This window comes from Cupriavidus pauculus, from assembly GCF_008801835.1.
In the GTDB taxonomy this organism is placed as follows: domain Bacteria; phylum Pseudomonadota; class Gammaproteobacteria; order Burkholderiales; family Burkholderiaceae; genus Cupriavidus; species Cupriavidus pauculus.
This window is the reverse complement of sequence record NZ_VZOW01000032.1, coordinates 13,063-32,862: the sequence shown is the minus strand read 5'-3', so window position 1 is coordinate 32,862 and position 19,800 is coordinate 13,063. Positions and strand designations below refer to the sequence as shown.

Genomic DNA, 19,800 nt, shown 5'->3' with positions numbered 1-19,800 from the left:
AAGAATTTACTGCTAGATTTTTAGCGATATTCAATTCTTCACATCGATAACTGCGGCCGGTTTCTGCGTCATCCGGCTGACGACCAACCCTTCGACCGCATAGATCGCCAGTGACACCCAGATCAGCGCGTAGCCGATCTGCTTCTGCGCGGAAAACGGTTCGTGATAAAGCCAGATCCCCAGCAACAACTGAATGGTGGGGCCGGCGTATTGCAGCAATCCCAGCAGCGACAACGGAATCCGGCGTGCACCGGCCGCGAAGAACAGCAGCGGCACGGCCGTGACCGGGCCGGCCAGCAGCAACAGCAACTGCGTACCCGGGGCTGCGGCGCGCGTGGTGTCGTGCCCGGTGAAGAACAGCATGCCCAGCGCGATCGCCGCCAGCGGGAACAGGATCAGCGTTTCCAGCGACAACCCTTCGAGCGCACCGAGCGCGCCGGTCTTGCGCAGCAGCCCGTAGCCGCCGAACGACGCCGCCAGTCCCAGCGCGATCCACGGCAACTGCCCGGCCGACCACGTCAGCCAGAACACGCCCCCCGCCGCGATCGCGATCGATAGCCATTGCCCCGGCCGCAGCCGCTCATGCAGCAACAGCACGCCCAGCAGCACACTGAACAGCGGATTGATGAAGTAGCCCAGGCTGGCGTCGACCACCCGGTCGGCCGACACCGCCCAGATATAGAGGAACCAGTTACAGCACAGCAAACCCGCGCTGGCGGCAAAGTTCAGGATCAGCCGCGGCTTGGCCGCCACCTCACGCAGCCAGCCGAAATGCCGGCGCCACAGCAGGATCGCACCGAGGAAAACCAGTGACCACACCATCCGGTGCAGCAGGATTTCCAGCGGCGCCACGCCGTGCAGCGATTTGATATAGAGAGGCAGCAGGCCCCAGATGATGTACGCCAGCAGGGCGTAGAAAATGCCAAGTTGCATGGGATGTGCCGGGTAGATGTCCGGTGGTGGGCGGATTCTACCGGGACGGTCGCACGGCGTGGGGCTGCCGCGTGGAAATGCGATGCGGCTATCGGGAACGTCCATTAGCGGACGATGGATGCCGCTGCGGATGCCACAGCGGACACCCCTTTTTAGGAGCGCGGCCCTCGCGACGCGCCTCTCCCACGCGGGGAGAGGACGCCACTGACGATACGCTTGCGGCGCTTACAGCTTGCGCGCGTAGCTGAACTGCGCGAAGGCCTGCTCGGCGACGTTGAACCAGGCGGCTTCGTTGTTACGGAACACGCGCCAGTCGTCGAAGATCTTCTTGAACGACGGATTCTTGGCGGTTTCGTCGGCGTAGGCTTCCTGCGTGGCCTTGAAGCACGCCTCCATGATCTCCTTCGAGAACGGGCGCAGCTTCACGCCGTTTTCCAGCAGACGCGCCAGCGCCTGCGGGTTCACGGTGTCGTACTTGGCCATCATGTTGGTGTGAGCTTCGATGGTGGCCGTTTCCAGCGCGCGCTTGTACAGCTGCGGCAGCTTTTCGTACTCGGGCGCCGAGGCATAGAACGACAGCTGGGCGCTGCCTTCCCACCAGCCCGGGTAGTAGTAGTACGGGGCCACCTTGTAGAAGCCGAGCTTTTCATCATCGTACGGACCGACCCATTCGGCCGCGTCGATCGTGCCTTTTTCCAGCGCGGGGTAGATGTCGCCGCCGGCGATCTGCTGCGGCACCACACCCAGGCGCGCCAGCACCACGCCGGCAAAACCGGCGACGCGGTACTTCAGGCCCTGCAGGTCGGCCACGGTCTTGATTTCCTTGCGGAACCAGCCGCCCATCTGCGCGTTGGTATTGCCGCCCATGAAGTTGACGACGTTGTATTCCTTGAAGAACTCTCGCATCAGCTTCATGCCGTTGCCCTGCATCATCCAGGCGTTCTGCTGGCGAGCGGTCAGACCGAACGGGATCGTCGTGTCGAAGCACAGCGTCGGGTTCTTGCCGAAGTAGTAGTAGCCGGCGGTGTGTCCGATCTGCACCGTCTGGTTCTGCACCGCGTCCAGCACCTGCAGGCCTGGCACGATTTCACCAGCGGCAAACACCTTGATGTTGAATTTGCCGTCGGTCAGTTCCTTGACCCGCTGCGACAGCAGCTCGGCGCCGCCATAGATCGTGTCGAGGGATTTCGGGAAACTCGACGCCAGGCGCCATTCGACGGCGGGATTGCTGCCTACCACCGCAGGCGCTGCCGGAGCGCTGGCCGATGCGGCGGGCGCGGCGGGCTTTTCTTCCTTGCCACAGGCTGCCAGCGCGCCGGTGGCGGCCACTGCCGAGGCTTTCAACAGGAAGGAACGACGTTCCATGGACATCTCCTCTTTTATTGATATGTATGCACGGCTGCCTTACCCCGATGTGTTTCCCGGCAGACAGGTCGGTCGATTATAGCGGCGGCATTTTGGGCACGGAGCCCCACACGGATGGGGGTTTTCGCTAGTCATTCGCACTTCTGCAACGGTTTCGCGCCATGCTTGAAAGTGGTGCCCGCTCCGCGCACGCGCGGTTTCGCAATGTGAGAATTCGCACGCTTTTGACGTGAGTTGATGGATTTTGTAACCCGGCTTGCGGTCAATTACTACGCCTGATACAACCTGACTCCCCGGCTCTGTGATGCCGGTGTCGTACGCCTCCAATGCTGCAATCCGTGCCGTTTTCCGCCCGCCTGTTCGCCCGTCGCCGTCTTGCGTTTGCCGTCCTGGCCGCGTGGGGTGTGGGCGCATGCGCGCAATCGGGCGGGCTGGTGACGCCGCCGCCACGGATCGCGCAGACCAGCGCGCCCGCCGCGACCTCGGCGCTGGCCAGCGGCCAGCCGGGCGCGCCTGAGACCGGATTGCCTTCCGCGGCAGGATCATCGGCTGCCTCGCCTGCAGCAAGCGCGACGGCGGCGACAGTACCAACCGCCGGCGCGGCGTCCGATCCGCTGGCGGATCTGATCCAGGCGGCTGCCGTCGCCGATACGAAGGCGGCCAAGCCCGATAGTGCGGCGAGCGCTGACTCAACGGCGCAGGCGGTCCAGACTTCCCCAGCGCAGGCGGTACCCGAAGCGCAATCCCATGGCGCCGCTTCCCCTGATGCGCCTGGCGCATCGACCGTGGCGGGCGCCAGTCCTGACGTCGCCAATCCGGATTTCATCGGCCCGCCCGATTCCCTCGCGCCGCCCCCACCACCTCCGCCGCCGCTGGTGCTGTTTCCGCATCGGCTCGGCCAGTTCCCCGCACAGGCCGACCCGCCGTCGGCAGTGGCCGGCGCCGATGCCAGCGCGCAGGAAACGCCATCGGACGCGCCGCCGGTGTTGCGTTCGCAGTTGCCGGCCGACGATCCCGCCGGCGATTCAGTGTGGCGAATGGGCTACAGCGGCCGCGCCGCGGTGGAAGATCGTTCGGGCAAGCAGCGCGCCTGTGTCGGCGGCGGCACGCCGTCGGCAGGATTTGGCCGGGGCCTGGCCTGCACCAGTACCGGCGAGGTCAAGATCCGCGAGTCGCTGGTGGATATCGGCGGCGGCACGCAGGTACAACTGATCGCGCAGGCCAAAGGCACCGATGCCACGTCGATAAACGGCAACGCGGCGGCGGTCGATCCTTACGCGCTGGTGCCCAACTTCTATACGTCAGTCAGCGGCTTGTCCGGGCTCGCCGTGCTGGACGAGGCCAGCGTGTGGGCCGGGCGGCGCGAGAGCAGTCCGTTCCTGATGTCTTCGGGGCTGCTGCCACCGAATTCGCCGTCGATGAGGTTTGGCGTGGACAACGCCAAGCTGGGTGATTTCGGCTTGAGTTATCAATACACCGCGCGTAACGACCTCAATGGCGCCAAGCTGCCCAGCTATCACTCGATCCGCACCGCGCCTATCGGCACCAATGAAAAGGGTTCGGTGCAGCTCGGCTTTACGCGCGTGGAGCCGCTGCAGCAGATCGAGGACACCGGCAGCGCGTGGTGGGCGTCGGCAATGCACGAGCAAAAGGGCGTGCTGTTCGGCACCAATCGCCTGGGATTCCAGTACGGGCAAGGGTCGCGCGTGGCAATGACCGGCTATTCGGGCATGGGTGCGGCGCTGCAGCGGGTACGCGTGGCCGAATCGATGGAATGGAAAGGGCGCTCCGGCCTGGCGGGGTCGGTGGAATCGAGCCTGCAACTTGATCATTCGAATATCGGCACGCTGCAATGGGCCGCCACGCGCGTGCGGCCGGCCTTCGTGGCCAACGACCAGTTCAAGCTAACCTTCGAGGTGGCGCACGACCAGATTTCCTCGGGGTTTGGCGTGGGTGGTCAACGCACCGCGTTCACCGTCGCGCCGACGCTGACGCTGGGCAAGTCCACCGGCAATGCCAACCTGCGCGCGTTCTACACCTACAGCCGCGCCAACGACGTCGACGGCATCACGTTCGCCGCTCCGGCCGACGCCTGGGCGACGCAAGCCAGCGGATCGATCTTCGGCGTCCAGCTCAATCGGCGCTGGTAGTCGGGGCGGCCGCCAGCGGCCAGCGGCGCGCCGGGCGGCTCTCATCGCCCACCGGCCGCGGGCAGAGCCAGTCGAAAAGCATCGTGGCATTCACCGCACCAATTATCTGTGCGACGATAAACATTGGAACATCGATCATGCGAATACCGGTAAAGGTATTCGTGAGCGCGCACGCGATGGTCAACGCCGGGTTGGCGAACGACGTGGAGGCGGTGAACCAGTAGCCCGCCGTGATGTAGCCGGCCACCACGAACGGCACCAGCGCCGGCCGGCGTCGGCCGGTGGCCAGGCCCAAGCCGATCAGCCCGAACGAGGCGACACATTCGCTCCACCACATCGGCGCGCCCGTGCGCATCTGCATGGACATCGACAGCAGCGGCAGGCCGAACATCGCGTGGGCCGCCATCACGCCGAGCACCGCGCCGGTCAGTTGCGCCGACACATAAGCGACTGCCGCGCGCGGCGACAACGCGCCCTGCACAAGCTGGGAAAGGGTGACGACAGGATTGAAATGGCCGCCCGACACGGGCCCCAGCGACACCAGCAGCGCCACCAGGCCGGCACCGGTGGCCAGCGCATTGCACAGCAGCGCCAGCGCGATATCGCCCGCGGCAAGCCGTTCCGCGCGGATGCCCGAACCCACCACGATGGCGATCAGCAACGCCGTACCCAGTGCTTCGGCAACCACCCGGCGGGCGATATCGGGGGTTTGTAGCGGGTTGGCAGGGGCGGGCGCGGACATGTGGACGATCGACAAAAAACCGATCGCGCAGTGTTCCGCGCCGCGCCAGGCCGGTCAATGCAGCCGGGCGATGGAGAGAATCAACCGGAGGTATCTAATCGGACGGGCCGGTGCGCGGCAGGTGGGCCAGTGCTATTGCAGATCGTTGCGCATGATCAGCAGCCACGGCAGATGGGAATTGGTGAAGCCGTCGAGTTGCCCGGCTTCGTTCAGTTCGATCTCATCCATCGACACGGATTGCTGGACGTTGCCGCCAATCGCCTTCACCACGCCAGCGGTCGTATCGACCGCCACCACGATGTCGCAATGCATCGGCGTCGTGCCAAAACCGACTTCGGACGGATCCGACAGGTACTTGTCGCGCCCGCGGCCCGCGCAAATCAGGTCGCCGGGACGCGGCACGGCGGGCAGTGGCTCGATATGGAAAGCGGGGCGCGGCAGGATGCCGTCGCGCGCGTCCACCACGTACATCGAATGCGATTGGCCGGTCAGAAACTGGTCGTTGTCGAGGCCGGCCTTGCGCATGACCCACGAAATGAACACGGCCGACCACGCCCACGCGCCCTGCGTGATCTGGCGGCAATCGGGTGCTTCGCCGACGATGGCCCAGTAGCGCTGCGCCATCCGGCAGCCGCGCGGCGTGGCTTCCATGCCCGTGCCATCGGGAAACCGCAGGCAATCGGCAGATTGGCCATTCTCATCCATATCCACATCGGCCGAGCCCCGACCGGTTGCTGCGGTGCCGTCGGCGCTGGGCGAAGGCGCGGCCTGCGGGGCGGGCAGCGGGCTTTGCGTCACGCATGCGCTGTCGTCGCGGCCGATGTGCACGACCTGGCTGCCCCATTTGCGCCATTCCTGCATAGCAATGTCGACGATGCGCTCGCGCTGCGTGGCACCCGGGGCTGTTGCAACGTGCTCATGGTCGGGCAGCGGTATCGCCTGCGCGCGCGCGGTGCGCGGTGGCGATGTGGTGCAACCGCCCAACACGGCCAGCGCCGCCGCGCATGCGAGGGCCTGCCACACGTGTCTGCGCGCCTGTGGAGAACGTTGTGGAACCAGGTGTGGAAAGCGTTGTGAATAACGCTGTGGAAATCTACGCGGCAGCAAGCGGGACAGCATCTCGGGCCCGGGGATCTCTAAATCGCGCAAAGCCTTGATGCGCCAAGCGCGAATGACATTCTTGGGTCGCCGCCGAAGGCCTCTGAAGTGGCGCTGGCAGCGGTGTGATTTTCCGCGCGGGACTGCCGGCGGATGGGTGTGGATAACGTCCCCGCGCGCTGCGCACCTGCGCCGCTTTCGGGCTGGGGCGGCGGCACGGCGGGGTCATACGAAACGGGCGCAACTGCGTGCCCGTCGTCATTACTGGTTGACGGCGTCCTTGAACTTCTGGCCAGCCTTGAACTTCACGGTCTTCGCAGCTTCCACCTTGATTTCTTCGCCGGTGCGCGGGTTGCGGGCCATGCGCTCGCCGCGCTCGCCCTTGCTGAAGGTACCAAAGCCGATCAGGCTCAGCGTTTCGCCCTTGGCCACGGCGTCCATGATGGCGCCCAGGGTCACGTTCAGCGCTTGCTCGGCCTTGGCCTTGGTCAGACCGTCCACGCCAGCTGCGATCGCGTCGATCAGTTCGGTTTTCGTCATGCTTCACTCCGTATCGAGTTGAAAAAACACTGACGTCCACGCCGGCCGGCTCCGTCAGAAGCCGCTCCGGCAAAAACGCCGCGGGCCACATCATACCGTGTCGGGCAAGCCGCACCGGGAACAGTTTGTTACCGACGTTTGCCGCCAGGCCGCGCCAGTGCGCGCTTGGCGGGTTTTGCATGGTCGTTCGGCGAGGCTGTTGACGAGTGTTGGCGAGGCGTTGGCGACGTATACGCGCCGCCGCGACCGCGATGCCGATACGCGCCAGCGAGGCGAGAGGGCCACCAGAGCCACGTATACCGCCTGGACGCGGCTAATGACGCCTGGAGATGCCGGGGGACGTATACGCGGTCAAAAGCGCTCTGAGCGCGCCTGAGAGCTCATGACGGCGATTTAAGGCAAGCCGGCGTATACCTCCGATCACTTGCCCTGCGCCATTGGCTGCGATTCCCGATGCGAGTCGCGTCGTCGCATGCATCGCCCGACGTCGATCCGCATCGGCGCGGGCATTGCCATCGCTGCTTATTTTTTCATCGCGACAAAAACATCGAACCCGATTTGCGACGGAGGTATACGTCCACTCCGGCGGTGCTCATCCGTACGGTTTACATCTTCTTTTCATGTATACAAATAGTAGTGATAGGTAAGCCAGCCCGGTTTCTGTGGATAACCGCGTATACGTCAATCCGATCAAGCGTTTACGTATACAGGAAAGTCCGGGAGCAATTGTTGGGCGGCGTGGATGACTCATGCTTTTGGTCGAGGGGGTGGACGTATACCTTCAAACTTGTTCCCGTCCCGTCCCCAGCTCAGCCCCAGGCAGCCCACACCAAACCCGCGTGCTTATCCACAGAAACAGGCGTGGTTATCCACATCGGTATACGTGGCGCGCACGTATACCTGTCACTTGCGCACAGGTATCATCCGGTTCGCGCCGGACTGGACCGGCCCATCCACCGCACACGGGAAATTCAGCACATGTCGGACAAGGCCAAGGACGCCAAGGAAAAGAAGTCGGGCAAAAAGAAGAGCGCCAGCGACCGCATCGAGGTGCGTCAGTCGGGCGTGCATGGCAAGGGGGTATACGCGATTGGCGCAATTGCAGAAGGCGAGCGCGTGATCGAGTACAAGGGCGAGCACATTTCGTGGAAGGAAGCGCTCAAGCGCCATCCGCACGATCCCGCCGATCCGAATCACACGTTCTATTTCAGTTTGGACGACGGCAATGTGATCGACGCGAAGTTCGGTGGCAACCGCGCGCGCTGGATCAACCACGCCTGCGAGCCCAACTGCGAAGCGCGCGAGAAAAAGGGCCGGGTGTTCATCCACGCGCTGCGCGATATCGCCGCGGGCGAGGAATTGTTCTACGACTATGGCCTCGTCATCGACGCGCGCTATACGAAGAAGCTGAAGCAGGAATACGCATGCCGCTGCGGTAGCCCCAACTGCCGCGGCACCATGCTGGCGCCTAAGGACAAGCGCTAGCCGTCACGGACGCGGCGCTTCGCAGGCTGGCCGGGCGATTGCCGATGCGGCGGCGCCCGAGCCACGCAGGGCGCTGCTCGGACGCCCAGAGGGTGGCATCCCGGCCTGCTCACACCGTTGCCGTGCCAGGCGCCTCGCACGGGATCCGGATCACAAAACGCATGCCAGGACGCCGCGTTGCCGGCTCGGCAGCGGCGTCTACGTCGACACCCGCTGCAACGGCCGCCGCGACTTGTAGCGCCGAAGCGGGCACATCTTCGATGCGAATCGTGCCCTGATGCAGCGTGACGATCTCATGCACGATCGCCAAACCCAGCCCCGCGCCGCTGGGGGCCGCCTGGGTGGCCGGCGTACCGGGCGTATGGTCGCCCCGGAAGAACCGCTTGAAGACCTCCTCGCGGCGCGCGTGCGGAATGCCGGGGCCGTTGTCCTCGATCATCACCACGGCCATGCCACGGTGACCGATCGCCTCGCCGCCGGCGCGCACGGTAATGCGGCCGCCCGCGGGCACGTATTTCACCGCGTTGTCGATCAGGTTGGACAGCGCCTCGCGCATCAGCAGCCGATTGCCGCGCACCATGGCCGGTGCGCCACCCGTGAAGGTGGGGCCGGGCAACACTTCGAAGCCCAGGTCGATATGGCGCGCCAGCGCCTGCGGCACCCATTCCGCACCGATTTCGAAAGCCAGTTCCGCCAGATCGAAATATTCCACCGGACCGAGCCGATCGAGCGACAGACCGGGCTCCGCGCGCGCCAGTGACAGCAACTGGTTCGACAGACGCACGGCACGATCCGCCGCGGTCTGCACTTCGCGCAGCGCGTGGCGCGCCACGTCGAGCGAATCGGCCAGCACCGCGCGGTCGGCGTGCAGCTTCACCGCCGTAAGCGGCGTGCGCAACTGGTGCGCGGCGTCGGCAATGAACTTGCGCTGCGCATCGAGTGCATCGCGCAGGCGCGACAACAGCGCGTTCTGCGCGCGAATCAGCGGTTCCATCTCGGCGGGCACCTGGCTTTCGTCCAGCGCTGCCAGCGACCGCGCGGTCTGCCGGTTGAGCTTGTCGGCCAGGATTTGCAACGGCACCAGTTCTTCCTTGAGCACGTGCGACAGGATCAGGCTGCCCACCAGCAACAGCAGGATCAGCGGTACGGACACGGACAACAGGATCTCGTTGGCGGCGGTTTCGCGGCGGTCGAGCAGTTCGGCCACTTCGACCACGATCGGCCCGCGCGGCACCTGCGCTTCGGCGGTGGTGCCCAGTTCATCGGAGGCGGTGCTGGGCAGGTTCACCGGCAGCCGCACCGCGCGCACCTGCCGGCCGCTGAACCAGGCATAGAACAGCCGCGCGTCGTGCAGCGTGGTCTGGCCGGTGCCGTAGCCGAGCCACGTATCCATGCCGCCAATCAGCCCGTCGGGGCCATGGATGCGCCAGTAGATGCGATCGGATCCCTCCGCTTCCACCAGCGTCTGCGCGATGGCCGGGATGTCCTGTTCCAGGCGCGGTCCGGCAATGCGGATCTGCTGGGCGATATTGTTGGCGACGCCGTAGAGCGCCCGGTCGAACACCTGCGTGGTGTAGTGGGCGGCAAGCCAGTACGACAGCGATCCGCTGGTCAGCACCAGCGCGAACAGCGGCGTGGCCAGCGCGCGCAGCAGATGCACGCGCAGACTCTGGTTGGACGGATGACGCGCCGCGGCCTGGACGCGCTGTCCCCAGCCGAAGCCGCCACGCAGACGCTTGCCCGTGGCGGAAGGCTCGCCGGGCTGAGCGGATGAGGATGGCGAACGCGGCGGCATGGAGATCAGGACTTCGGGCAGGGCCGCCCGCCATCACGCGGGCGACAGGGGAAGGGCTCAGTGGCCGGCACGGATCTGCAGCAGGTAGCCGAAACCGCGCACAGTGACGATCTCCACGTCGGCCTCCTCGAGCTTCTTGCGCACACGGTGCACATAGACCTCGATCGCGGTATCGCCCACCGTATCGCCGCCTTCACCGGCCGGGTGCGCAAAGGTGGCCAGATGGTCCTGCAGCTGTGCCTTGCTGACCACGCGGCCCTGGCGGCGCAGCAGCAGTTCCAGCACGGCGAATTCGCGCGGGGACAATTCCAGCGGGCGACCGTCGATGAACATGCGGCGATCGTTGCCCGACAGGCGCAGGCGTCCCAGGCGGATATCGCGCTCGGGCGCGGCCTCGCCATGCTGGCTGCGCCGCTGCAGCACGCGCACGCGCGCTTCCAGTTCGGGCAGCGCGAAAGGCTTTACCAGATAGTCGTCGGCGCCGGCATTGAGCCCCGACAGCTTGTCTTCGAGTTCGTCGCGCGCGCTGAGGATCAGCACCGGGGTCGTGCGGTTGCGCGCGCGGTAGCGTGCCAGCAGCGTCATGCCGTCGATGCCGGGCAGCCCCAGGTCGAGGATGACCAGGTCGTGCTGCTCGCGCAGCAGATGCTCGGTGGCGTACACGCCGTCGTGAACCACGGACACCTCGTGGCTGGCGCTGGTCAGCCCGGCCTTTACGCCGCTGGCGATTTGGAGGTCGTCTTCGATCAGCAGGATTCGCATGGCGGACTGTGACATCGCTGATTTAGCGATGCCGGTGTTGTAACAATGATGCTGATTGTACCGACAGTTTTGGCGTCAGCCTTTCAGTTGCCTGACAGCCTGCAAATGGGCCGCCAGACTTGCCATCATTCGCGCGCCAGACCCGCCGCGGCCGCTTCGATAAAGGTGGCCAGGTCGATATCGCGCTGGGTCAGGCCGTTGGCGTCGTGCGTGGACAAAGTGATGTCGACGCGGTTGTACACGTTGAACCACTCGGGGTGGTGGTCCACCTTGTCGGCGCGCAGCGCCACGCGGGTCATGAAGCCGAAGGCGGCGTTGAAATCGGCAAAGCGGAACGATTTTTGGATGGCGTCGCGGTCCTGGACAGGCGTCCAGCCGGGCAGTGCTGCGAGCAGGCTCGCGCGGGCTTCTTGCGAAAGAGGAGTCATGGTGTGGGCTGATCTATGGAAAGAATTCGACAAATGCCGGCCCGCCCGGAACTGTGGGCCGGGCATGGCGGCATTGTTTCACAACGGATGAAAACCGGCCGATGGCTCAGATGTCGTCGCTGTCGCCCCAACCTTCGCGGCTGCCGGCGTGGATCACGCGGTCGCCCTCGGCAATATCGCCGGCGCCCAGTGTCGGCAACGCGCGCAGTTGCGGGTACAGCGGTGTGAAATCGGGCCGCGTGGCGTCGAACAGTTGTTCGAAGCTGTCGATCACGAAGTACGTTTTCTGGAACGTGTCGATGCGGTAGCGCGTCCGCATGATCCGGTGCAGGTCGAAGCCGATGCGGTTGGGGCTGGCCGAATCGAGGCTGTAGATCGATTCGCCCTGGCTGGACAAGATCCCCGCGCCAAAGATGCGCAAACCCTGCGGCGTGCGGATCAGGCCGAACTCGACGGTGTACCAGTACAGGCGCGCCAGCATGTCCAGTGCGCCGAGTCCGGCCGCTTTCAGGCCGCCCTTGCCATATGCCTCCATGTAGTCGGCAAACACCGGGTTGATCAGCAACGGCACATGCCCGAAGACGTCGTGGAAGCAATCGGGCTCCTGCAGGTAGTCGATCTGCTCGGGCTTGCGCATCCACCAGCTGGCCGGAAAGCGACGATTGGCCAGATGCTCGAAAAACACCTCGTCGGGCACCAGTCCGGGCACGGCCACCACCTGCCAGCCCGTGGCGCGCATCAGCGTCTCGTTGAGCTGATCGAACTCGGGCACCCGGTCGCGCTCCATGCCGAGCGTCGCCAGACCCTGCAGGAATTCATCGCAGACCCGGCCCTGCAGCATCGACGCCTGGCGGTCGTACAGCTTGCGCCACATCGCATGGTCGGTGTCGGTATAGCGGTGCACCGGCTGCGCGATGGTGAAGTCGGGGCGCAACTGCTGGCCCGACAACAGGCCTGCGGCAAATTGCTCGCGCAGTTTCTCGGTCATCGTGCCGGCAAAGCTGCCGGGTTCCTGTGCGGCGGCCGAGGGTGTCATGGTGGCGTCTCCAAGAAATTATGATGTGATGCGGAATTTATGCACAGTCTAGCGATGGGACGATGCAAACAGGCCGCAAAATGGCCGATCTTTGGGCATACGGTGCATATAATCCGCACATTGAGACGCCTAACTGCGGGATTTCTGCGCATATGAATCAAGCCGACTTCGACCCCTACGACCTCGCCCTGCTGGCGGCGCTGCAAGCCGACGGACGATCCACGCACCAGCAGCTGGCCGAGCGCGTGCACCTGTCGCCAAGCCAGGTTGGACGGCGCCTGGCCCGGCTGGAAGCGGACGGCGTGATCACTGGCTATCGGGTGAACCTGTCGCTGCAGGCGCTGGGGCTGGGCGTGCTGGTCTTTATCAGCGTCAAGCTGGCCCATCACGGCGACACCATCATCGAGCGCTTCCGCGAAGAGATCCTGCTGCTCGAAGAAGTGCAGGAGTGCTATTCGGTGGCCGGCGAAGCCGACTATCTGGTGCGCGTGGTGGTGGCGGACCTGCCCACGCTGGCGGAATTCACGATGAAGAAACTGATGCGCGTGCCGGGCGTGGAGAGCATCCGGTCCAATATCGTGCTGACCGCGTTGAAGCGGGAAGGCCCGCTGCCACTAGCGCATCTACGATAAATCGCAAGGTCATTCTTCCAAAATGTGCAGAGGCTTGCGCTTGCCACCTCTGCATGTCACCCTCGCGCGGAGCCAATTCCGACAGAGGGCAGGATGATGGGAAAGATCGCCACGGCGACCGTAGCCGCCGCCGCAGGTCTTGTTTTCAGCGCGCTGACATGGGCGCCGGCCGCATCGGCCGCGCAGATCACGCGCTTTTCACCCGAAGGGGTGAACCCACAGGTTCGCCAAGTGGCGATCCGCTTCGACGAAGCGATGGTGCCGATGGGCGACCTCAAGGCCGCGGCGCCTGCCTCCGTATCGTGCGTCGGCGGCAGCGTCGGTGGCAGCGGACGCTGGGTCAATGCGACCAACTGGGTCTACGACTTCGAGCGCGACCTGCCGCCGGGCGTGCGTTGTACCGTGCGGATCTCCGGCGGACTCAAGAGCGTGGCCGGCAAGGCCTATTCCGGCAAGCCCGAATACCGCTTCGAAACCGGCGGACCGATCGTGGTCTCGGCGCGCCCCTCGGGCGGACAGGTCGAGGAAGACCAGGTGTTTGCGCTGCGCTTCAACGGCGCGGCCACGGCCGGATCGATCCGCGAGCATGCGTGGTGCCAGGCCGAGGGCCTTGGCGAGCGCATCCCCGTGCGGCTGCTGACCGGCAAGGACCGCGACGGCGTCATCGAGGCGATCGGCTGGAAAGAGGTGGTCAAGCGCGAGGCCGACGCCGTCCATCTGCTGGCGTGCCAGCAACGGCTGCCGGCCGGCGCGCGCATGCAGTTGGTGCTCGATGCGGGCATCGCCACGCCGTCCGGTCTGGCAGCCACGGCGGCACGGCGTTTCGATTTCCAGGTGCGCGAGCCGTTTTCGGCCGGCTTTACCTGCGAGCGCGAACGCGCCGAAGCGCCGTGCACGCCATTGCGTCCGATGACGGTCACGTTTTCCGCGCCGATCTCGCGCAAGGCCGCCGAACATATCGTGCTGAAGACGCCGTCGGGCCCGCAGGCGCCCGCGTTCGATCCGGACCAGGCCGCCGACGCGCCAGTATCGTCGGTCACGTTCAAGGGGCCGTTCCCGGAAAAGGCCAGCCTGACGATCGAGGCGCCCAAGGATCTCAAGGATGAAAGCGGCCGCGCGCTCGGCAATGCGGACCTGTTCCCGATCAAGCTGACCACGGCGGCGTTGCCGCCGCTGGCAAAGTTCGCCGCCGCGCCGTTCGGCGTGGTCGAGCGCTTTGCCGATGTGCCGCGTGGCAAGCCGGCCAGCGACTACCCGCCGCTGCTGCCGGTGACGCTGCGCAATGTCGAAGCCGATCTGCCGGCACTGGCCGTGCGCGCCGAGGCGGGCACCGTGGCGCGGCTCAAGGTCGATGACGATACGGCCATCCTGCGCTGGTTCGGCATGGTCAAGCGCATGCACGAAAACTCGTGGACACGGCAGCAGATCGATGCAATCCGCGCCGGCCGCGCGCCGTACGACGTGCAGAGCCCGCGCAACGCGCCGAGCATCGAAACGCGCTCGGTGTCGTTGCTCAACGGCGTGGCCGGCGTCAAGAAGCTCGACATTCCCAAGCCGACCGACACTACGCCACGCCCGTTCGAAGTGGTCGGCATTCCTCTGCCGGAGCCGGGCTTTCATGTGGTGGAGATCGCCTCGCCGATGCTGGGCGAAGCGCTGCTCGGCAAGAAGGCGCCGATGTACGTGCGCACCGCCGCGCTGGTGACCAACCTTGGCGTGCATTTCAAGCTGGCGCGCGGCACGGCCGATGGCGACATGAGCGGCCTGGCATGGGTGACGACGCTCGACGACGGCAAGCCGGTGGCCAATGCCAAAGTGGCCGTGCGCAGTTGCGAGGGCGAACTGCTGGGCCAGGCGGTAACCGATGGCACGGGCGTCGCGCGCATCGCAACGCTGCCCGATCGTCGCTACAAGGATTGCGGCAACGGCATGGACGGCTATTTCGTATCCGCACGCATCGGCGCCGATCATCCGCAGGCCCGCGGCAAAGCCGACATGGCGTTCGTGATGTCGGACTGGAATCGCGGCATCGAGACCTGGCGCTTCAACGTGCCGACCGACCTGAGCCCGAAGCAGACGGTGCGCGCACATACCGTGTTCGACCGCACGCTGCTGCGCGCCGGCGAAACGGTGTCGATGAAGCACCTGATCCGCAATGAAACGGCGCAGGGATTTGCATTGCCGGCGGCGCTGCCGCAAACGCTGGTGATCACGCACCAGGGCACCGGGCAGAAGTACGAGATGTCGCTGGCGTGGCGCAATACCGCCACCGGCGGGCGCAGCGCGGAAAACACCTTCCAGGTGCCGCAGGCGGCCAAGCTCGGCGTCTATGACGTGGCGCTGGTGTACGACAACGATCGCTCGCTGGACAGCGGCAGCTTCCGCGTGGAAGCGTTCCGCTTGCCGGTCCTGTCGGGCACGCTCTCGGTCACGCGCGACCCGAAGATCAAGGGCAATGCGCTGGTGGCGCCCGCGCAGGTGCCGGTGAATGTCGAGCTGCACTATCTCAATGGCGGCGGCGCGGCAGGACTGCCGGTGCGCGTGTCGGCACTGATGCGCAACAAGCCGGTGAATTTTGCCGATTACGACGACTTCTCGTTCAGCCAGCCGCGTACGCAGCAGGAGAGCAGCAGCAGCGGCGACGAGGAAGACGATCAGGATGCCGACAGCGCGCGCGACGATTCGGAAAAACTCGTTGCCGACAAGCTGCCGCTGACGCTGGACAAGGACGGCAACGGCAAGCTGGTGGTCAAGGATTTGCCGAAGGTGGCCGTGCCGGGCGATCTCGTGCTGGAAGCCGGTTTTGCCGATCCGAACGGCGAGATCCAGACGCTGCGCCAGACCGTCGCGCTGTGGCCGTCGGCGGTGGTGGCCGGCATCAAGGCGTCGAGCTGGGTGTCGATCAAGCAAAAGCTTGCGGTGTACGGCGTGGTGCTCGATACGCAGGGCAAGCCGGTCGCCGATTCGCCGGTGCAGGTGAAAGCGCGCGCGCGCACCACCACGTCCTCGCGCAAGCGCGTGGTTGGCGGCTTCTATCGCTACGACAATCGCAGCGAAAGCAAGGATCTCGGGGTGGTGTGCGAAGCGCGCACCGATGCCCAGGGCCGCGTGCGTTGCGAGGTGGAGCTGTCGCAGGCCGGTGAAGTGGAGCTGGTGGCCAATGCACGCGATTCGGAAGGCCGCGTTGCGCAGGCGGCCACCACGGTATGGGTGACGCGCCAGGGCGAACTGTGGTTCGGCGGCGAAAACCACGACCGCATGGATGTGCTGCCTGAAAAGCGCTCGTATGCGCCGGGCGATACCGCAGTGTTCCAGGTGCGCATGCCGTTCCGCCGCGCCACGGCGCTGGTCGCCATCGAACGTGAAGGCATTCTCGATACCGAGGTGGTGGAATTGAGCGGCGCCGATCCGACGATCAAGCTCAAGGTGAAGTCCGAATGGGGCCCGAACGTCTACGTGTCGGTGCTCAGCATTCGCGGACGCCTGCGCGAAGTGCCGTGGTATTCGTTCTTCACCTGGGGCTGGCGCCAGCCGCTGGACTGGTGGCATGCATTCCGCAGCGAAGGCCGCGAATACGTGGCGCCGTCGCCGCTGGTCGATCTGTCCAAGCCGGCTTTCCGGCTGGGCCTGGCGCAGATCCGCGTGGGCAACGATGCTTACCGGCTGGACGTCAGCGTGACGCCCGACAAGGCCAGCTATCCCGTGCGCGGCAAGGCGCGCGTGGTGGTGCAGGTGAAGCTGCCCGACGGCAAGCCCGCGGCCAACGGCGAAGTGGCACTGGCCGCGGTCGACCAGGCGCTGCTTGAGCTGATGCCGAACAACAGCTGGAATCTGCTCGATGCGATGGTGCAGCAGCGCAGCTACGGCGTGGAAACATCGACCGCGCAAATGGAAATCATCGGGCGCCGGCACTATGGCCGCAAGGCGGTGCCGGCCGGCGGTGGCGGCGGCAAGAGCCCCACGCGCGAACTGTTCGACACGCTGCTGCTGTGGAATCCGCGTGTGCAGCTCGATGGCGAAGGCAAGGCAACGCTGGAAGTGCCGCTGAACGATTCGCTCACCAGCTTCCGCATCGTGGCCGTGGCCGATCTCGGCGTGAATCGCTTCGGCAGCGGCAGCGCCACGATCGCCGCCACGCAGGATCTGCAGATGATCGCGGGGCTGCCGTTGCTGGTGCGCGAGGACGACAAGTACCGTGCCATGTTCACGCTGCGCAACACCACGCAACGCGCGATGACGGTGGAGGCCACGGCGCGCGCCACGCTGGTCGATGCGCTGACGCTGCCCGCGCAGACCGTGCAGATTCCCGCGGGCGAGGCGCGCGAAATCGGCTGGGATATCACCGCGCCGGCACTGCTCGCATACAGCCGCAGTGGCACGATCCTGTGGGAGGTGGCGGCCGCGGAAAAGGGCACCGGCGACGCCAGCGACAAGCTCAAGGTGTCGCAGCAGATCGTGCCGGCCGTGCCGGTGACGGTGCAGCAGGCGATGTTGGCGCAGCTGGCGCCAAACATGTCGGTGCCGGTGCAGGCGCCCGCCGGCGCGCTGGCCGATCCGGCCGGCAAGTTGCGTGGCGGCATGCAGGTGTCGCTGCAGTCGTCGCTCGCAGGCGGCATGCCCGGTGTGCGCGAGTGGTTCCGCAACTATCCGTTCAGTTGCCTGGAACAGCGCACCTCGAAATCGCTCGGCCTGGGCGATGCGGCTGCATGGGACGCGCTGATGGCGCAACTGCCGTCGTATCTCGACAGCAACGGGCTTGCGTCGTACTTCCCGCTGCGCAGCGACGGCGAATCGGGCAGCGAAACGTTGACCGCGTATTTGCTGGCGATTGCCGACGAAGCCTCGCGCGCCGGTATGCCGATGCGCATTCCCGATGCGCAGCGCGAGCAGATGGAGCGCGGCCTGATCGCGTTTGTCGAAGGCCGCATCTCGCCGCCGCGCTGGTCGCCGGCCGCGGCGGCCACGATGGATCTGGACGTGCGCAAGCTCGCCGCCATCGAGGCGCTGTCGCGCGGCGGCAAGGCGCAGGCACGCATGCTCGGTTCGATCCAGATCCTGCCCGATCAATGGCCAACCTCCGCGCTGATCGACTGGCTGAGCATCCTGTCGCGCGTGCAGGACGTCCCCGAGCGCGACAAGCGCATGGCCGACGCCACGCAGCTGTTGCGCAGCCGCCTGACCGTGCAGGGCACGCGACTGGTCTTCTCGACCGAGCGCAACGATAACTGGTGGTGGCTGATGTCGGGCGGCGACGTCAATGCGGCCAGGCTGCTGGCGCTGGCATCGCAACTGCCGACGTGGAAGGACGACGTGCCGCAGCTGGTGACGGGACTGCTGGGACGCCAGACGCGCGGCGCGTGGATGACCACCACCGCCAACGCCTGGGGCGTGCTGGCGATTCGTCGCTATGCGGCGGTGTACGAGAAGACGCCGGTGTCCGGCAGCGCACGCGCCACGCTTGGCGATGCGTCGCGGACGTTCGATTGGTCGCGCGCCACGCAGAAGGACGGCGTCGCCAGCGGCGCGGTCGATCTGCCGTGGCCGGCGACATCGGCCGGAGCGCCTTCGACGCTGCAGGTGGAGCAGCAGGGCAGCGGTCGCCCGTGGGCCACGGTGCGCGCGCTGGCTGCCGTGCCGCTGCGCGAGCCGGTGGCCGCCGGCTACCGCGTGCGCCGCAGCGTCACGCCGGTGGAGCAGGCGGTGGCGGGCAAGTGGTCGCGCGGCGATACGTATCGCGTCAAGCTCGATATCGATGCGCAGGCCGACATGACCTGGGTGGTGGTCAGCGATCCGGTGCCCACGGGCGCCACGATTCTTGGCAGCGGCCTGGGCCGCGATTCGCAGATCGCCACGCGCGACGAGAAAAAGGCGTGGTCTACCTTTACGGAACGTACGCCGGAGGCCTATCGCGAATATTTCGGTTACGTACCGAAGGGTGCGCTGAGCGTGGAGTACACGGTGCGGCTCAACAATGCCGGCGAATTCGCGTTGCCGCCGACACGCGTGGAAGCGATGTACGCGCCCGATGTCTTTGGCGAGGCGCCCAACGCCAAACTGACCGTCGGAGCCGGCAAGTGAGCTGGATCGCCATGCGGATGCCCCCTCGCGTGCGCGAATGGTGGATCGCCGGCGCACTGGCCGGCCTCACCTATGGCCTGCTGCTGTTCCAGGCGTCGCTCGATCTGCCTCCCGGCGCGCCGCTGACGGGCCAGATCGCCTATCAGCCGGTCTGGAAGACGGCGATGGCGTTGCTGTTGGCGCGCGCGGCATGGTTTCACCGCCCCACGGGCGAGCGCCGCTGGCTGGTGGTGGCGCTGGTGTTTTCCGGGCTGGGAGATTTCCTGCTGGCGTTGCCGGGGCTGCGGATTTCGTTCATCGGCGGCCTCGGCGCATTCCTGCTCGCGCATCTCGCCTACCTGCGCCTGTTCGTGCCGCTGGGCGGCGACCTGCGTGCGCATCGCCTGGTCGGTTGTGGCCTGGTGATCGGTGCGGCGGCGGCGCTGCTGGGGCGCTTCTGGCCAAACCTTGGCGACATGATGTGGCCGGTCACCGTGTATATCGCCGTGCTGGCGGCGATGGCCTGCGCGGCGATGCTGGCGCGGCTGCCGACGCCGCTGGCGGCGCTTGGCGCGCTGTGCTTCGTGATGTCGGACGCGATGATCGGCATGGCGAAATTCCTGTCGCCGTTCGAGACCTATCAGCTCGGCATCTGGTGGACCTACGCCATCGCGCAGGTGCTGCTGGTGGCCGGCGTGGTGGCCGAGCGCGGTGAATCGACGTATTCGAAGGGATCGTGGTGAAACGGTTGGCGTGGTCATCGAAGCCAGCGCGCGG

The 19,800-nt window shown here is 65.9% G+C and carries 14 protein-coding genes; 5 read left to right on the top strand and 9 right to left on the bottom strand.

Going from position 1 to position 19,800, the window contains the following annotated elements; genetic code table 11:
- Positions 1-30: 30 nt before the first annotated feature.
- Together rarD and F7R19_RS23705 are read right to left on the bottom strand one after the other, a co-directional pair.
- Positions 31-933 carry an EamA family transporter RarD gene (gene rarD, locus F7R19_RS23710; protein WP_150982211.1) on the bottom strand — a complete coding sequence of 301 codons (903 nt, stop codon included), beginning with the start codon at positions 931-933 and terminating at the stop codon, positions 31-33.
- A gap of 225 nt (positions 934-1,158) precedes the next feature.
- Positions 1,159-2,298 carry a TRAP transporter substrate-binding protein gene (locus F7R19_RS23705; protein ID WP_061958577.1) on the bottom strand — a complete coding sequence of 380 codons (1,140 nt, stop codon included), beginning with the start codon at positions 2,296-2,298 and terminating at the stop codon, positions 1,159-1,161.
- Between the two features lie 326 nt (positions 2,299-2,624).
- Here F7R19_RS23705 and F7R19_RS23700 point away from each other — a divergent pair, with 326 nt between their 5' ends.
- Positions 2,625-4,448, top strand: a complete 1,824-nt coding sequence (locus F7R19_RS23700) for a carbohydrate porin (RefSeq protein WP_150982210.1) — start codon at positions 2,625-2,627, stop codon at positions 4,446-4,448.
- Here the strand turns inward: F7R19_RS23700 and F7R19_RS23695 are convergent.
- From F7R19_RS23695 to F7R19_RS23685, 3 genes are all read right to left on the bottom strand, one after another.
- Positions 4,432-5,190: an aquaporin gene (locus F7R19_RS23695; protein WP_150982209.1), complete on the bottom strand. Its 759-nt coding sequence runs from the start codon at positions 5,188-5,190 to the stop codon at positions 4,432-4,434. The genes F7R19_RS23700 and F7R19_RS23695 overlap by 17 nt on opposite strands.
- Positions 5,191-5,322: 132 nt before the next feature.
- On the bottom strand, positions 5,323-6,309 hold the full coding sequence (locus F7R19_RS23690; protein WP_150982208.1) for a DUF2272 domain-containing protein: 987 nt from the start codon (positions 6,307-6,309) through the stop codon (positions 5,323-5,325).
- Positions 6,310-6,549: 240 nt separating this feature from the next.
- Positions 6,550-6,828: an HU family DNA-binding protein gene (locus F7R19_RS23685; RefSeq protein WP_008640984.1), complete on the bottom strand. Its 279-nt coding sequence runs from the start codon at positions 6,826-6,828 to the stop codon at positions 6,550-6,552.
- 978 nt (positions 6,829-7,806) lie between these two features.
- Between F7R19_RS23685 and F7R19_RS23680 the strand changes: the two genes are divergently transcribed.
- The gene (locus F7R19_RS23680) at positions 7,807-8,313 is read left to right on the top strand and encodes an SET domain-containing protein (RefSeq protein WP_061958581.1); all 507 of its coding nucleotides are present in this window, start codon (positions 7,807-7,809) and stop codon (positions 8,311-8,313) included.
- A gap of 109 nt (positions 8,314-8,422) precedes the next feature.
- On the opposite strand, the gene F7R19_RS23675 is transcribed toward F7R19_RS23680, so the two are convergent.
- The 4 genes from F7R19_RS23675 to phhA form a co-directional block, all read right to left on the bottom strand.
- Positions 8,423-10,108, bottom strand: coding sequence for a sensor histidine kinase (locus tag F7R19_RS23675; RefSeq protein WP_150982207.1), 1,686 nt, complete (start codon positions 10,106-10,108; stop codon positions 8,423-8,425).
- A gap of 57 nt (positions 10,109-10,165) precedes the next feature.
- Positions 10,166-10,870, bottom strand: coding sequence for a response regulator transcription factor (locus F7R19_RS23670; protein WP_061958583.1), 705 nt, complete (start codon positions 10,868-10,870; stop codon positions 10,166-10,168).
- Between the two features lie 125 nt (positions 10,871-10,995).
- Positions 10,996-11,298: a 4a-hydroxytetrahydrobiopterin dehydratase gene (locus F7R19_RS23665; RefSeq protein WP_061958584.1), complete on the bottom strand. Its 303-nt coding sequence runs from the start codon at positions 11,296-11,298 to the stop codon at positions 10,996-10,998.
- A gap of 106 nt (positions 11,299-11,404) precedes the next feature.
- Positions 11,405-12,334, bottom strand: a complete 930-nt coding sequence (gene phhA, locus F7R19_RS23660) for a phenylalanine 4-monooxygenase (RefSeq protein ID WP_150982206.1) — start codon at positions 12,332-12,334, stop codon at positions 11,405-11,407.
- Between the two features lie 152 nt (positions 12,335-12,486).
- Between phhA and F7R19_RS23655 the strand changes: the two genes are divergently transcribed.
- The 3 genes from F7R19_RS23655 (at position 12,487) to F7R19_RS23645 (ending at position 19,766) form a co-directional block, all read left to right on the top strand.
- Entirely contained in the window at positions 12,487-12,966 is a 480-nt protein-coding gene (locus F7R19_RS23655; protein ID WP_061958586.1) for an Lrp/AsnC family transcriptional regulator, read from the top strand.
- Between the two features lie 93 nt (positions 12,967-13,059).
- On the top strand, positions 13,060-19,044 hold the full coding sequence (locus F7R19_RS23650; RefSeq protein ID WP_150982205.1) for an alpha-2-macroglobulin family protein: 5,985 nt from the start codon (positions 13,060-13,062) through the stop codon (positions 19,042-19,044).
- Complete coding sequence (locus F7R19_RS23645) at positions 19,041-19,766, top strand: lysoplasmalogenase (RefSeq protein ID WP_061958588.1); 726 nt, start codon at positions 19,041-19,043, stop codon at positions 19,764-19,766. The genes F7R19_RS23650 and F7R19_RS23645 overlap by 4 nt, the downstream gene beginning before the upstream one ends.
- The last annotated feature ends 34 nt before the right edge of the window (positions 19,767-19,800 follow it).

Bases quoted from the DNA above. Each gene is read 5' to 3' on its own strand.
- rarD (WP_150982211.1), bottom strand. From the start codon at position 933: ATGCAACTTGGCATTTTCTACGCCCTGCTGGCGTACATCATCTGGGGC.
- F7R19_RS23705 (WP_061958577.1), bottom strand. From the start codon at position 2,298: ATGGAACGTCGTTCCTTCCTGTTGAAAGCCTCGGCAGTGGCCGCCACC.
- F7R19_RS23700 (WP_150982210.1), top strand. From the start codon at position 2,625: ATGCTGCAATCCGTGCCGTTTTCCGCCCGCCTGTTCGCCCGTCGCCGT.
- F7R19_RS23695 (WP_150982209.1), bottom strand. From the start codon at position 5,190: ATGTCCGCGCCCGCCCCTGCCAACCCGCTACAAACCCCCGATATCGCC.
- F7R19_RS23690 (WP_150982208.1), bottom strand. From the start codon at position 6,309: ATGCTGTCCCGCTTGCTGCCGCGTAGATTTCCACAGCGTTATTCACAA.
- F7R19_RS23685 (WP_008640984.1), bottom strand. From the start codon at position 6,828: ATGACGAAAACCGAACTGATCGACGCGATCGCAGCTGGCGTGGACGGT.
- F7R19_RS23680 (WP_061958581.1), top strand. From the start codon at position 7,807: ATGTCGGACAAGGCCAAGGACGCCAAGGAAAAGAAGTCGGGCAAAAAG.
- F7R19_RS23675 (WP_150982207.1), bottom strand. From the start codon at position 10,108: ATGCCGCCGCGTTCGCCATCCTCATCCGCTCAGCCCGGCGAGCCTTCC.
- F7R19_RS23670 (WP_061958583.1), bottom strand. From the start codon at position 10,870: ATGCGAATCCTGCTGATCGAAGACGACCTCCAAATCGCCAGCGGCGTA.
- F7R19_RS23665 (WP_061958584.1), bottom strand. From the start codon at position 11,298: ATGACTCCTCTTTCGCAAGAAGCCCGCGCGAGCCTGCTCGCAGCACTG.
- phhA (WP_150982206.1), bottom strand. From the start codon at position 12,334: ATGACACCCTCGGCCGCCGCACAGGAACCCGGCAGCTTTGCCGGCACG.
- F7R19_RS23655 (WP_061958586.1), top strand. From the start codon at position 12,487: ATGAATCAAGCCGACTTCGACCCCTACGACCTCGCCCTGCTGGCGGCG.
- F7R19_RS23650 (WP_150982205.1), top strand. From the start codon at position 13,060: ATGATGGGAAAGATCGCCACGGCGACCGTAGCCGCCGCCGCAGGTCTT.